Origin of the sequence: Pacificibacter maritimus, from assembly GCF_003814915.1 — a bacterium.
Lineage (GTDB): Bacteria > Pseudomonadota > Alphaproteobacteria > Rhodobacterales > Rhodobacteraceae > Celeribacter > Celeribacter maritimus.
On the sequence record NZ_RKQK01000005.1, the window covers coordinates 87148 to 100865 of the forward strand.

The window sequence follows — 13718 nt, forward strand, 5'->3', positions numbered from 1 at the left end:
GGGTCTAATCTGTCATTGACGCTTCGACTTTGAAGTCGTCGTGGATTGTGTCTCGCCCTTCAAGCACCAGATCTATCAGCTTCTGTGCAGCCAATGGCGCCATTCCAAATCCGATTTTGAAACCACCGTTAAACACAAACTCACCATGCCGCGTGGGATCCGCTCCGACCATCGGCGCGCGTGTGTATGACCTAGGTCGTAAGCCGGCCCACCGTTTTAGCACGGGGGCCTCGGCCAGTTGCGGCATGATCTTGATCGCGCGTTTCAACAGATTCTCTACCAGTGCATCGGTTTCAAATGGCGCATCGTAGTATCGTTCAGAAGTAGAGCCAATAGCGAGGGTGCCGTCACTGTGCGGAATGAAATGCACGCCGCCTGCGAAAATTTGTGGGGCCCCTACGCGATCATATTTGAGCAAAATCGCTTGCCCTTTTTCACCGTTGCCGACCTCTCGACCCAAGCGTTCACTCATTTCATACAACCCCCAAGCGCCAGTGGCATGGATGACCTTACCTTCTGCGGGGCCTTCGGCTATAATTGTGCCGCCCATTTTGGTTACCGCCGCGGCCAATGCGGCACAGGCTTGTGCAGGATTGATATGGGCCGACAATGTATCATGGACCAACCATCCAGTCGGGGACTGTGGCGCCCAATCCCCTGCTTGTGCTGCGGGTATCACGCGCCATTCAGCCAGCCCTTTCCAAAGGGTCTGTGCAGACTCTGTGCGGAACCGTGCGAGGCCAAGTTGATGATCGTTGGGTATCGCCTGCAGCCGCCCCTTGTTTTGGTAGCCTGTCGGCTTGCCGCTAATGCTTTCAACGCTGGGCCAATGGTCGCGCGACATTAAAAGGCTTTCGAGTTGGAATTCCTTCTTATGTTCCCAGCGTTCAGGGGTGTGAGGCGCAAGGGCGCCAACGATACCCCCCGATGCGCCAAAGCCCACACCGTTCGGATCGATCACACGTACCTTGGCACCACGTTTTAACGCTTCAAATGCTGCGGATAGGCCGAAGGCCCCCGCGCCATAGATTGTTATGTCTGCACTGCCCATAGTCGATTATTGCTCATTGAACTTTCATATTTAGGCGCGCATGGTCGCGACACATCTTTCTTATTTAAGACATGCCATGAGCAATCACCAGACAGCAACGATCGAATGGCGCGATGGGATTATTCCCGTGTCAAAGCAATTTGATGATCCGTACTTTTCCATCGCCTCAGGACTTGAGGAAACCCGCCATGTTTTTTTGGCTGGGAATGACCTGCCTGATCGATTGTGTGATGGATTTCATGTGGCCGAGCTTGGTTTCGGAACGGGTCTAAATATGCTGGCTTTGGCGCTTTTGTGGCAAGGCGGTGAGGTCATTAGGTTCACGTCTTTTGAAGCTTTTCCGATGGCAGCGGAAGATATCCGCATATCTCTAAAAGCATTTCCTGAAGTCGCAGAAGTCGCGGAACCTTTTTTACAGGCTTGGGAACAGGGTTTGCGCCAATTCAGGGTCGCAAATGTTGAAGTTGACGTGATCATTGGGGATGCACGTGAAACCCTTTGTGCATGGGGCGACACAGCCGATGCATGGTTTCTCGACGGCTTTTCGCCTGCAAAAAATCCTGAGCTCTGGACGTCTGATTTGATGGCTGAGGTTGGAAAACACACGAATATAAGCGGAACGTTTGCGACTTACACTGCTGCGGGACATGTGCGTAAATCCTTAGCTGACGCGGGCTTTGATGTTGAGCGCGTCACAGGCTTTGGTCGTAAACGCCACATGAGTCGTGGAACTTTTCAAGGATGTTCTCCGTGCCTCTAACACAGACAAGCGCCGCGCAAACGACCAAAGGCATTTGGCTCATGGTCATCACGATGTTTATATTTGCCATGCAAGATGGGTTGTCGCGTCATCTTGCTGATGAATATAACGTCTATATGGTGCTGATGATCCGCTATTGGTTCTTCGCGGGTTTCGTGATCATTTGGTCGATGCGCGCCAGCGGCGGTCTGCGCAAAGTGATAAAATCCGCTCAACCTAAATTGCAGTTTTTTCGCGGGGCACTGTTAGCGCTTGAAGTCATGGTCATGGTCATTGGCTTCGTGAAGCTTGGTCTTGTTGAAAGCCATGCGATGTTTGCCGTTTATCCGCTTTTGATCACGGCCCTATCAGGCCCCATTCTGGGTGAAACAATTGGTTGGAAACGGTGGATGTCTGTTGGTGTCGGTTTCATCGGCGTCTTGATCATTTTGAAGCCTGATGGTGGGGTTTTCGCGGCTGCGGCTGTTTATCCCTTGCTGGCAGCTGCGATGTTTGCGCTCTACGGTTTGTTAAATCGATATGTCGCACGCAAAGATCCTGCTTCAGTCACATTCTTTTATACAGGCATTTCAGGCGCTATCATCATGACAGTTCTTGGTATCTGGACCTTGGAACCAATGAGTCTTGAAGATAGCGCGCTGATGTTGGTCTTGTGTTTTACAGCGATGATTGGTCATTACCTCTTGATCCGCGCATACGAAATTGCCGAGGCATCGGCTATTCAACCGTTTTCGTATTTTCAGCTTGCCTTCGCATCTATCTTGGGTGTGGTGGCCTTCGGCGATGTCGTGCGCACAAACGTCGCTGTGGGCACGGTTGTTGTTGTTGGTGCTGGAGTCTTTGCCTTGGTGCGCGCGCAGATCGTTGCCTCTCGCAAGCGGCGTTAGCGGGCCTTGAGGTCGCGTGACAGCGTGATTGGTTGAATAGACCCACTAAGGCGCGCGCGATACACAGGAACACTTTCTGCCACGCGCATCACATAGTTCCGCGTTTCTCGGAACGGTATGTGTTCGATCCAATCAATAACATTCGTCTGACTTGAGCGCGGATCCCCATATGTTTCAATCCAGCGGTTTGCGCGTGTGGGGCCAGCGTTATAGCCCACTGAGATCAATGGAATGTTATATCCGTAATCCTCAATCAATTTAGCCAAATATTCTGAGCCTAATCTAACGTTGATCTCGGGGTCATAAAGATCATTCGGCTCAAAGGACTCAAGCCCAACTCTATCAGCCATGTCTTGTCCTGTTTTTGGCATGAGTTGCATAAGGCCTGCTGCACCGACATGGGATCGGGCTTGTGGATAAAACTCGCTTTCACGACGTGCAATCGACAGGGCCAATTCGGCAGGCACAGGCAGCGCGTTGGTCTCTAATCCTTGCAGTGGATAGTAGGCACGGTTCAAAACAACACCTCGGTCGGCGGCAAATTTGGCAACGAGCACGGCAAGATAAGGATCGGTATCAAGCGCAATGTCACCGAGTTGGCCTAATTCTACCGGTGTTAAAGATTCACCCAAATGCCGCATGAAACGCGCCGCAAGTGGTAGATCGCCTGCCTCGAACAAAAGCATAGCCGCTTGCAAGACACTTGAGCTCATAAAACTCGCTTGGGCATAGGGCGGGAAACTTTCAGCGCCGATCAGTTGTTCGTCCATGGCGATCCCTGCGCGCTCGGCTGCTAAAAGACCGTAGAACGATGTTTGAAACTGTGCTCCAAAGGCATATGCGGCCTGCGCATCATCTTTTGCGCCGAGCGCTTCAAGTGCACGACCTTCCCAATAGCCAGCACGGCCTAAAGAAATAGGTGTGCTGACGGACATGCGAAAGCGGTTGAAATGATCGAGCGCACGTGCTGGATCATCAAGATAACGCAAGGCAATATAGCCAGAAAGCCACTCTAAATCTGCATAGTGGTCTTCGTCAGGTAAAAGGTAGTGACGCGAGGCTGCGGAATAGGCAATGCGTGCTTTTCCGTCGCGCATCATTTGGCGCGCCAGTGAACGCCTGCGATCACCCCATCGTTCTGGTTCGCCCAATGCATCTCGACTGGTTGACTGCTGCAGCATCCACGTGACCGCATCGTCGCTGCTATTGTTTTTTGCACGCCAAATAAAGCGTTCGTAACTCAATACTGGCGTTCCACCCAGTTCATTTGGAATCGCATTGATCAGTGTATTCATGCCGTTTTCATCGGTGGCGACGGCCTTGACTGCCTGCACAACTTCGCTCCAACCCTTTGGCATTAACGTCGCGACATTTGCAGCTTCGGCGTAATTTCCATCCCACAAGGCCCGATTAATGCGCGCTGTACTGTGTTCGGTAACGGTTGCGCCGTAGCGAGCAATCAGCTCGTTTGATTGCTCTGAAGAAAGCGGCAGTTCGCGCCAAGTGATTACTGCTTGCGCTGCGGCATCGCCCGTCGCGCCGATGGCTTCATAGGCATCGATTAACTTCAGCGCCCCCGTTGCGGTGCTGGGCGGAAAAGCTGTCAAATAGTCGATGACCTGACGCGGGGGCGTAGAACTGGAAATTGACGCTTCGCCTTTTTGCGCCAGCAAAGGAAGGCCTGGCCAATCAGGATTTTCACTCAGAAATTTGCGGTACTCGTCAAAACTACCGACGCCTGCGCGCAGACGATGCCATTCGATGATGTCTACTCCGAGGCCAGCAGCCTGTGCTTTTGCACTGTCCCAATTTCCAGACGCGCGCGCGGCATAGGCCGTCTTTAAGGCAGCTGCATCAGGGGATTGTGCAAGGGCTGGTGTTGAGAATGCTACGAAGGCAGCTATAGAAATGGCGCGAATCATATGGGGTTTAGGCCTCTTGTGCTCGAACTTTTTTGATCGTTTTGCAACAAAGGTAGCGGTTGTGACTTTACTCGCAAGACACATTGTTGGCATTTCTCACGAAGGCGGCTAGTTTCCGCGAGAATTTATGACGCGACTCAGCCCTGCGCGGGCTTATCGCACATCAAGTAAGAAGAGGAGCGCACAATGTTTAAAGGGTCATATCCAGCCCTGGTGACGCCGTTTAAGGACGGCTCGGTGGACTTTGATGCACTCAAACGCTTGGTTGAGTGGCACATTGCGCAAGGATCAAACGGATTGGTGCCTGTGGGCACAACGGGCGAAAGCCCCACTTTGACGCACGATGAACACGAAAAAGTGGTAGAAGTTGTGGTCGAAACTGCCGCGGGCCGTATTCCAGTGATCGCAGGCGCTGGGTCAAACAACACCGCTGAAAGCATCCATTTGGCGCAACATGCTGCCAAGGTTGGGGCTGACGCCGTATTGGTTGTGACCCCGTACTACAACAAACCAACGCAGTCCGGTCTGATCGCACATTTTACCGCTGTGCATGACGCAGCAGAAATTCCGATTGTGATCTACAATATTCCTGCGCGGTCTATCGTTGATATGACGCCTAAGACCATGGGTGAACTCAGCAAATTGCCCCGCATTGTAGGCGTGAAAGACGCGACAGGGGATCTAGCGCGTGTTCCCGCTACTCGTATCACATGCGGTACAGATTTCATTCAGTTATCAGGCGAAGACGCTACTGCATTGGGCTTTAACGCCCATGGTGGTGTCGGCTGTATTTCCGTCACTGCGAATGTAGCGCCAAAGCTTTGCAGTGAAATGCAAGCCGCGACATTGGCTGGCGATTTCAAGACGGCGTTGGACATCACTGACAAGCTGATGCCTTTGCACCAAGCAATTTTCGCCGAACCTGGGTTGTGTGGTGTAAAATATGCGATGTCCCTCTTGGATCTTTGTGACGCCGAGGTCCGCTTGCCGCTCTTGCCTGTGACCGATGCAACCAAGGCGCAGATCAAATCCGCGATGGAGCATGCGGAGCTGCTTTAAGCATTCGTTCTGCATTTGAATTTTAAAAGGGAGGGCTTGGCTCTCCCTTTTTCTATGGGCGCACCTATATAAATGAGGCGTATACAAGGGCAGCGCGCCAGTGGACACTGCGCGGTCTATGGCTTATCTGGAATGAATTATGGCTAAGAAAAAAACTGCAGAAGAGAAAAACTATAAAGTCATCGCTGAAAACCGGCGGGCGCGCTATGACTATGCGATCGAAAGCGATATCGAATGCGGCATCGTATTGATGGGATCCGAAGTCAAATCTTTGCGCACTGGCGGGTCCAATATTGCGGAAAGCTATGCATCCGTTGATGATTCTGAACTGTGGCTCACCAACTCATATATAGCACCATACCAACAAGCTATGTTCCCGCATGAGGAACGCCGTAAGCGGAAGCTCTTAGTCTCAAAACGCGAGTTGTCAAAACTGTGGCAGGCCACGGGGCGCGAAGGCATGACTCTTGTGCCGCTTGTCATGTATTTCAACCACAAGGGTCAGGTTAAAGTGAAGCTTGGCATCGCCAAAGGTAAGAAAAACCACGACAAGCGTGCGACTGACGCCAAGCGCGATTGGCAACGCCAAAAGTCACGGCTGATGCGCCAAAATTAAGCTTCCTAACGCAGTTTTCTAACTGCTTTATGACCCACCTCATATGGTTTAGGCTTCCATTTTGTATGTTTTAGCGATGATGTCTGCGGGCATGGCTTGCATGAAATCATTCGGAACGCTATTCGACATATACTTGAAGCCTCGGGGTCAATAATGCTGAACAGCGATCCAAATACAATCGTTTCAACCACGTGGCTTGCCGCGCATTTTGATGACCCGAATCTGCGGATCATTGATGCATCTTGGTATATGCCAAACAGCAACCGCGATGCGAAAGCGGAATTTCTTTCATCTCATATCCCGACAGCGCAGTTCGTTGATATCGACGTTTTGTCTGATGTGAATTCAGACTTGCCGCATATGCTCCCCAAAGCCGATCAATTTGCTGAACACATGCAGAAAATCGGCGTAGGCGATGGGCATCAAGTTGTGATCTACGACGGTGCGGGAGTGTTCTCAGCGCCTAGGTTGTGGTGGATGTTTCGATATTTCGGCCAAAATAATGTCGCCGTTCTAGATGGTGGGTTGCCGAAGTGGCTGTCTGAAAAACGCCCTGTGACCTCGAAATGCGGGCTTAAACGATCAAGCTCAATGACTGTCACGATCAAGCCAGATTTGTTGCGAAATGTAACCGAAGTTGCTTCAAGCTCCAAGTTGGGCGATCACCAGATTTTAGATGCGCGATCTGCACCGCGGTTTAAAGGCGAAGCGCCTGAGCCGCGCCAAGGTTTGAGATCGGGTCACATCCCCAATTCGTACAACTTGCCGTTTGGCGACATTTTAGCCCCTGACGGCACGTTTAAAAATCCTGGCGAGTTACGGCAAATATTTCAAGCCGTAGGCGTCAACCTATCCAAACCAGTGATCACGACCTGCGGGTCGGGCGTGACTGCTGCAATTTTAAGCCTCGCGCTTGAGCGGATCGGAGCAAAGCATGCGCTTTACGACGGAAGCTGGGCGGAATGGGGAATGTATGGCGACTTGGATGTCGCAACAGGAGATGCGTAATGCTGAACAATCTAAAACCACAAGCCCCAGATGCAATCTTGCAATTGATCACGCTGTGCCGTGAGGACACACGCGCGACTAAAATCGACCTTGGTGTGGGCGTGTACAAAGATGGCACTGGGAATACGCCTGTGATGAAGGCAATTCGCACAGCTGGCAAACAGGTGTGGGATGCTGAGACAACTAAGGTTTATACAAACCTGCCGGGCGATCCTGCGTTTGGGAATGTCATGCGCGACTTGGTCTTGGCTGATAGCGTGTCAGCTGATCGCGTGTCTGCGATTGCGACACCAGGTGGAACAGGTGCGATCCGTCAAGCGTTTGAACTTGGGCGTCAGGCGAACCCCGATATGACCGTATGGACGTCAAACCCCACTTGGCCGAACCACGTGGCGATTTTGAAATTCATGGGTCTTCCAAACTCAGAATATGCCTATTTTGATGCCGAGTCCTGCACCGTTGATTTTGATGCAATGATGGATAGCCTGAAGGGCGTTAAAGCGGGTGATATGGTGCTGCTTCATGGTTGCTGCCACAACCCGACAGGCGCAAACTTAACGCTGGAACAATTCGGTATTGTTGCTGATTTGATCGCTGAAAAGGGCGCCTTGGCACTTGTAGACATCGCTTATCAAGGATTTGGTGACGGATTGGAAGAAGATGCAGCGCCTACACGTTTGTTGGCGTCGAAGTTGCCCGAGATGCTTATCGCGGCGTCCTGTTCAAAAAACTTTGGAGTTTACCGCGAACGTGTTGGTTGTTTGATGGCAGTATCCGAAACAGCGGCGAGTGCGCCAACCACGCAAGCGAATATGAATTACCTTAACCGGATCGCATTTTCATTCCCACCAGATCACGGCGCACGATTGGTGACGACTGTCTTGTCAGATCCTGCGTTGACCGCTGACTGGAAAACCGAATTGGAAGATGTGCGCCTGAGTATGCTTGGTTTGCGTACTCAATTGGCTGATGAATTGCGTCAGCGTACGAATTCAGATCGTTTTGATTTCATCGCGGAGCACCGTGGAATGTTCTCGCGCATTGGTGCAACACCTGAAGAGGTTTTGAAAATGCGTGAGGATTTCGGGATCTACATGGTGTCAGATAGCCGCATGAATATCGCAGGGCTGAACCCCACAACAGTTCCACATTTGGCTGAAGCAATCGCGAAATCTTGTAAATAAGATTTGCGAATAGCGAATGAAAAAAGGGCGCCTCTGTGGGCGCCCTTTAGCCATATAGATAACGTAATATCAATGAACCAAGGGGTTACCCCCATCCGATTTTCTGCATGTGCAGGTCAAAGTCTTTCCATGTGATAGAAGCTTTGTTGCCCGCAAAGCCATGATAATGTGATTTGCCTGTAGAGTTGGGCAACCCAGCCCATATTTTTGCGAGATTGTTCATGAAGGTTTGGCGCTTCATTTGTCCTGCTTGAAATGCGCTTAGGCCAGCATCCTCAAGCAATACGTCAGCCAGTGCGTCTTGTAGGCTTGGGGTGAACAGTGCTGTGGTCGGCGCACCGATCTGATCAACCACACGACGAAGTGTTTTGGGAATGAATTGATAGCGCCCTATGGCATGGGGTTGTTTGGGGGTCGCATCAATCCATGCATAAATTTCACCAAGCGTCATCTGTGTGGGCGGTTTTGGTGTTTTGATTTTGGCGCCATGCTGCACGGCATCATAGCCATGGCGACGGGATTCCGCTTGCCCGATAATATAGCGAATTTGTTCAACTCCGTTCCCTGTTTTGGGCGCATGATATGGCGTTCGCATCGCTGCGGTCACGACACTCACAGGCTTGGGCAAAACACTAGGTTGTCGGGCTGACACAGTGGTCGCCACAGGTTGCGGACGTGGGGGAAGGGGGGCAAAAAAACCAAGGTTTGCTTGCGTCGGCATTAAGCTTGGGTTTTGCGTATTGGTGTCAAACAAGGGGCGGGTACGTGTCGTCGCTGTTAAGATACCGCGATTCTGAAAAAAATTGGTGCCCGTGTTTAAAATGGAATTTGGTTCAGCGATTGCAGAACCCAAGGCGATAAATAACAAAAAATGGGCACCAAGTACGCGGTAAACTAGAGTCATTCTGACCTCCTTGCAGGGCGGCACTTTCGAGCCGCGATATCGAACAAGGACAAGATGAGACAGATTTATTGAAAATTGGTTGAGGTGCGCGCTTTTTAATGCCTGCATAAAAATGGCCCGCACATTTCTGTACGGGCCACTTGATCTTATGTGAAAGGCTTAGCCCTTGTAGAACTCTGGGTAAGCTTCCATGCCAAGCTCAGATTTGTCGAGACCCATGATCTCGTCTTCTTCTGAAACGCGGATGCCTGTGACAGCTTTAAGGATCAGCCAAACAACCAAGGACACGATGAACACAAAGGCGCCGATTGCGATGATGCCGAAAGCTTGTGTTACAAAAGATGTACCGTCGTTTGTGATTGGAACAGCCATTGTGCCCCAGATACCAGCGATCAAGTGAACAGGGATGGCGCCAACAACGTCATCGATTTTCATCTTGTCGAGCAATGGAACTGTGTAAACCACGATCACACCACCGATGCCGCCGATTACCAAAGACATGAACAAGGAAGGTGCGAGCGGTTCAGCTGTGATGGACACAAGACCAGCAAGCGCGCCGTTCAAAACCATGGTCAGGTCAGTTTTGCCGTATGTCACCTGTGTTAGGATCAAGGCAACAACCGCACCAGCCGCAGCGGCCATGTTTGTGTTTGCAAAGATGCGAGATACGTCAGTTACATCGCCAACTGTACCAGCAGCCAATTGTGAGCCACCGTTGAAGCCGAACCAACCGAGCCACAAGATGAATGTACCCAATGTTGCGAGCGCCAAGTTGGAACCAGGCATTGGAATGGTTTTGCCATCTTTGTATTTGCCGATACGTGGGCCAAGTACGATCGCACCTGCAAGCGCTGCGAAACCACCAGCTGCGTGAACCAATGTGGAACCAGCAAAGTCAGAGAAACCCATTTCAGACAAGAAGCCGCCGCCCCACTGCCAAGATGCTTCGATCGGGTAGATAACGCCGGTCAAGATCGCAGTGAAGAAAAGGAATGGCCACAATTTGATGCGCTCAGCAAGCGTACCAGAAACGATAGAGGCTGTTGTCGCACAGAACATCAATTGGAAGAAGAAGTCAGATGCGCCAGATGCGTAATCTAGGGCTGCGTCTGCTGCATCTAGGCCAACTGGCTCAAGTGATGTAATTGCAAACCATGGTCCCATGATGCCTTCGATGACCCATTCGCCTGGGTACATGATGCCGTAGCCGATAAGCCAGTACATGATGGATGCAATGGCAAAGAGCGAGATGTTCTTAGTCAACTGTGTCGCAACGTTTTTTGAACGCACAAGGCCAGCTTCTAGCATAGCAAAACCAGCTGCCATCCAGAAAACCAAGAAGCCACCGATCAAGAAGAGCAACGTTGTGAAAATATATGGGTTAATGTCAGGCGCTGCTTCAGCGGCGTCCTGAGCGAAGGCAACAGCAGGAAGCGCAGAGGCGACCAGTGATGCTGGGATGAGTTTAGTGAGTTTCATGTAAGAAGTCCCTTTTCGTCTCAATCTTGCGCGCTTAAATAGCGTCGTCGTTTGTTTCGCCTGTACGGACGCGTACTGCGCCTTCCACGTCGAGAACAAAGATTTTACCGTCACCGATTTTGTCGGTTTTGGCGGTTGTTGCGATCGTATCGACAACTTGCTCCGTCATCGCGTCTGCAACCACGATCTCAAGTTTCACTTTCGGTACAAAATTCACGGCGTATTCCGCGCCGCGGTAAATTTCTGTGTGACCAGACTGAGAGCCAAAGCCCTTAACTTCTGTCACCATCATCCCGCGCACACCAATTGCGGTTAGCGCTTCGCGGACTTCTTCAAGCTTGAATGGCTTGATTGCTGCGATAATTAGTTTCACGTTTTTCCCCTTCCGATTGTTCGGGTGGCCGTCAGCACAGACAGGCACAGCCACAGAAAAACGATGTTCACAGACCTCACACAAGGAAGTGAGGGCCTATTTGTGAGTCGAAAACAGGCAGTTGTGATTAAAAAATGCACAAAATGGCTACTAAGTATAAAAAATAGGCAACAAATAAAGCCTGCGGGGGCGTAGGTTTCCCCTCAACATTCACGCGCTGCCTCTGTACTGTGCAGCCAACAACGAAAAACGATTGAGCGAGAAACATGGCAGGACAAGGTGGAACAGGCCGCAACGGTGGCAAAAAGCGGCTGGTTGCTGAGCGTAGATATCCCGCAGGCTCTAGCGCAAAACCAAAGGCGCGTCGAAAGACCGTAGCCAAAAAGCCTAAGGCATCGACGCGCCGCAAATCGTCTCCGAAGCGGTCGTCAAATATCTTTGTGCGCGTTATCGGCGGGACGATTCGTTGGATCGTGCGTTTGTTTTGGCTAATTTTCTCACGTGTTGCTTTGGCGGGCGCTGTCGTTTTAGGTCTCGCTGTCTTCTACATCTACACCACCTTGCCGCCATTCTCGGACCAACTCGATGGGCGTGCGCGCGGCTCTGTCACGCTGACGGATCGATCAGGCACGGTTTTTGCATGGCGCGGCGAACAGTTTGGCGGTCAAATCACGGCTGACACTGTGTCTGAGTCTTTAAAAGACGCGATTGTCGCCACCGAAGATAAACGTTTCTATAAACACTTGGGCGTTTCGCCGCGTGGTATAGCCTCTGCCGTCAAGATCAACCTGTCAGAGGGGCGGGGGCCGTTGTCAGGTCACGGTGGTTCTACATTGACTCAACAGGTCGCCAAGCTTTTGTGTTTGGGCGTGCCGTTTGATCCGACAAAATGGAAGAACCAAACAGAGTATGAGGCTGATTGTCGTCAAGGCAGCATGGTACGTAAAATCAAAGAGGCGGTTTATGCGATGGCTTTGGAGGTGCGCTATTCCAAAGACGAAATCCTTGCCATCTATATGAACCGTGCCTATCTGGGCGCGGGTGCCAATGGGTTTGAAGCGGCATCGCAGCGCTACTTTGGAAAATCCGCGGCCAACGTGAATATCGCGGAATCAGCGATGTTGGCGGGGCTTTTAACTGCGCCGTCGCGCTTTGCGCCGACAAACAACCTAAAGCGATCCCAAGAACGTGCTGGCATTGTTTTGTTGCTCATGAATCAGCAAGGCATGATCACCGATGCAGAGCGCGCGCATGCGAAGGCTAATCCAGCAGTGCTGTCAGATGCAGCAGAGCAGCGCGCAGGTGGCTATTTCGCTGACTGGGTTATGGGAGCAGGGCCTGATTTCCTAACCCGTGACACGACCGAAGACGTGGTAATTGAAACCACCTTTGATCAACGTATTCAAAACGCAGCCGAAGAGGCGCTGACATGGGTCTTCGACAATAAAGTGCGCGAAGGGTCCGAAGCGCAGGCCGCCATTGTGGTTATGAGTGCCGATGGCGCGGTGCGCGGCATGGTAGGTGGGCGAAAATTACGCGGAGTTTCCGGCGCGTTTAACCGTGCGACACAAGCCAAGCGGCAGCCTGGATCTGCTTTCAAACCTTTCGTTTACGCGGCAGCCTTGGATTTGGGTTGGTCTTACGACAGCCCGATTCTGGATGAGCCAATTACTGTGAATATCCCAGGTTCTGGGGATTGGTCCCCACAAAACTATGATCGCAGTTTCCACGGTTTGGTCACTGTAACGGATGCTATGCGGCACAGTTACAATATCCCTGCCGTTAAACTGGCGATGGATGTGGGATTGGAAAATGTGCGTACCGTGGCACAGATGTTTGGGATCGAAAGCGATCTTGCCCAAGGGCCTGCTTTGGCTTTAGGCGCATCTGAATCGACCTTACTGGAAATGACTGGCGCCTATGCAGGGATTTTGAACGGCGGGTCATCTGTGGAACCCTATGGTCTGCGGTCCTTGCGTCTTAAAGGTGATTCAGAGCCTTTAATGGGGCAAGAAGGTGGGCTTGGCGAACGCGTCATTACACCTGCCGCCGCTGAACAATTGATCTATATGATGTATAACGTCGTGCAAAATGGCACGGGCGCAAGGGCGCGTTTGGACGGGGTCGAAGTTGCAGGCAAGACAGGCACAACTCAAGCGGCTCGCGATGCATGGTTTATGGGATTTACGGCTGATTATGTTGTTGGCGTTTGGATGGGGTACGATGACAACTCTCCCTTGACTGGTGTGACGGGTGGCGGGCTTCCTGCGGATATCTGGCGTGAGACGATGCAGCGTATCCAAGCAGGGCAACCTTCTCATCCTCTGCCAATGTTGCGCCCTGCATCGCCGCCTCGCGTTCCTGGATCAGTTGCTCAAAGTTCGTCTAACAGCGGATCGCGCCAAGGCGGTGACAAAGCACAAAATGTCTTGGGTGATATTTTATCGACAATTTTCGGTCTGAATTAAGACAAGT

The 13718-nt window shown here is 51.5% G+C and carries 12 protein-coding genes; 7 read left to right on the top strand and 5 right to left on the bottom strand.

The genetic code is table 11. The annotated features are described in order from the left end of the window. Positions 1-4 precede the first annotated feature (4 nt). Positions 5-1051 carry an NAD(P)/FAD-dependent oxidoreductase gene (locus tag EDD53_RS13410; RefSeq protein WP_123794070.1) on the bottom strand — a complete coding sequence of 349 codons (1047 nt, stop codon included), beginning with the start codon at positions 1049-1051 and terminating at the stop codon, positions 5-7. A 76-nt stretch (positions 1052-1127) separates the two neighbouring features. Between EDD53_RS13410 and mnmC2 the strand changes: the two genes are divergently transcribed. Together mnmC2 and EDD53_RS13420 are read left to right on the top strand one after the other, a co-directional pair. Next, positions 1128-1811 (top strand): tRNA (5-methylaminomethyl-2-thiouridine)(34)-methyltransferase MnmC2, encoded by a 684-nt coding sequence (gene mnmC2, locus EDD53_RS13415; RefSeq protein WP_123794071.1) that lies wholly within the window; start codon positions 1128-1130, stop codon positions 1809-1811. Next, positions 1802-2698, top strand: a complete 897-nt coding sequence (locus tag EDD53_RS13420; protein WP_281277957.1) for a DMT family transporter — start codon at positions 1802-1804, stop codon at positions 2696-2698. Before mnmC2 ends, EDD53_RS13420 begins: the two co-directional genes overlap by 10 nt. Here EDD53_RS13420 and EDD53_RS13425 read toward each other — a convergent pair. Further along, positions 2695-4620 (bottom strand): lytic transglycosylase domain-containing protein, encoded by a 1926-nt coding sequence (locus EDD53_RS13425; RefSeq protein ID WP_170162772.1) that lies wholly within the window; start codon positions 4618-4620, stop codon positions 2695-2697. The genes EDD53_RS13420 and EDD53_RS13425 overlap by 4 nt on opposite strands. Positions 4621-4806: 186 nt before the next feature. Between EDD53_RS13425 and dapA the strand changes: the two genes are divergently transcribed. The 4 genes from dapA to EDD53_RS13445 all read left to right on the top strand — a co-directional run bounded on the left by dapA (position 4807) and on the right by EDD53_RS13445 (position 8487). Further along, the gene (dapA, locus tag EDD53_RS13430) at positions 4807-5679 is read left to right on the top strand and encodes a 4-hydroxy-tetrahydrodipicolinate synthase (protein WP_123794074.1); all 873 of its coding nucleotides are present in this window, start codon (positions 4807-4809) and stop codon (positions 5677-5679) included. A 139-nt stretch (positions 5680-5818) separates the two neighbouring features. After that, entirely contained in the window at positions 5819-6295 is a 477-nt protein-coding gene (gene smpB / locus EDD53_RS13435; protein WP_123794075.1) for an SsrA-binding protein SmpB, read from the top strand. A 153-nt stretch (positions 6296-6448) separates the two neighbouring features. Next, positions 6449-7303 (top strand): 3-mercaptopyruvate sulfurtransferase, encoded by an 855-nt coding sequence (sseA, locus tag EDD53_RS13440; RefSeq protein ID WP_211331629.1) that lies wholly within the window; start codon positions 6449-6451, stop codon positions 7301-7303. Next, complete coding sequence (locus tag EDD53_RS13445) at positions 7303-8487, top strand: amino acid aminotransferase (RefSeq protein WP_123794076.1); 1185 nt, start codon at positions 7303-7305, stop codon at positions 8485-8487. Before sseA ends, EDD53_RS13445 begins: the two co-directional genes overlap by 1 nt. An 85-nt stretch (positions 8488-8572) precedes the next feature. On the opposite strand, the gene EDD53_RS13450 is transcribed toward EDD53_RS13445, so the two are convergent. From EDD53_RS13450 to EDD53_RS13460, 3 genes are all read right to left on the bottom strand, one after another. Beyond that, a complete protein-coding gene (locus EDD53_RS13450) occupies positions 8573-9391 on the bottom strand; it encodes a lysozyme family protein (protein WP_123794077.1) in 819 nt (272 codons plus the stop codon). Positions 9392-9550: 159 nt separating this feature from the next. Beyond that, positions 9551-10870, bottom strand: coding sequence for an ammonium transporter (amt, locus tag EDD53_RS13455; RefSeq protein WP_123794078.1), 1320 nt, complete (start codon positions 10868-10870; stop codon positions 9551-9553). 34 nt (positions 10871-10904) lie between these two features. Beyond that, positions 10905-11243: a P-II family nitrogen regulator gene (locus EDD53_RS13460; protein WP_123794079.1), complete on the bottom strand. Its 339-nt coding sequence runs from the start codon at positions 11241-11243 to the stop codon at positions 10905-10907. 266 nt (positions 11244-11509) lie between these two features. On the opposite strand from EDD53_RS13460, the gene EDD53_RS13465 reads away from it, so the two are divergent. Then, entirely contained in the window at positions 11510-13711 is a 2202-nt protein-coding gene (locus tag EDD53_RS13465; RefSeq protein WP_123794080.1) for a transglycosylase domain-containing protein, read from the top strand. The last annotated feature ends 7 nt before the right edge of the window (positions 13712-13718 follow it).

Bases quoted from the DNA above. Each gene is read 5' to 3' on its own strand.
- EDD53_RS13410 (WP_123794070.1), bottom strand. From the start codon at position 1,051: ATGGGCAGTGCAGACATAACAATCTATGGCGCGGGGGCCTTCGGCCTA.
- mnmC2 (WP_123794071.1), top strand. From the start codon at position 1,128: ATGAGCAATCACCAGACAGCAACGATCGAATGGCGCGATGGGATTATT.
- EDD53_RS13425 (WP_170162772.1), bottom strand. From the start codon at position 4,620: ATGATTCGCGCCATTTCTATAGCTGCCTTCGTAGCATTCTCAACACCA.
- dapA (WP_123794074.1), top strand. From the start codon at position 4,807: ATGTTTAAAGGGTCATATCCAGCCCTGGTGACGCCGTTTAAGGACGGC.
- smpB (WP_123794075.1), top strand. From the start codon at position 5,819: ATGGCTAAGAAAAAAACTGCAGAAGAGAAAAACTATAAAGTCATCGCT.
- sseA (WP_211331629.1), top strand. From the start codon at position 6,449: ATGCTGAACAGCGATCCAAATACAATCGTTTCAACCACGTGGCTTGCC.
- EDD53_RS13445 (WP_123794076.1), top strand. From the start codon at position 7,303: ATGCTGAACAATCTAAAACCACAAGCCCCAGATGCAATCTTGCAATTG.
- EDD53_RS13450 (WP_123794077.1), bottom strand. From the start codon at position 9,391: ATGACTCTAGTTTACCGCGTACTTGGTGCCCATTTTTTGTTATTTATC.
- amt (WP_123794078.1), bottom strand. From the start codon at position 10,870: ATGAAACTCACTAAACTCATCCCAGCATCACTGGTCGCCTCTGCGCTT.
- EDD53_RS13465 (WP_123794080.1), top strand. From the start codon at position 11,510: ATGGCAGGACAAGGTGGAACAGGCCGCAACGGTGGCAAAAAGCGGCTG.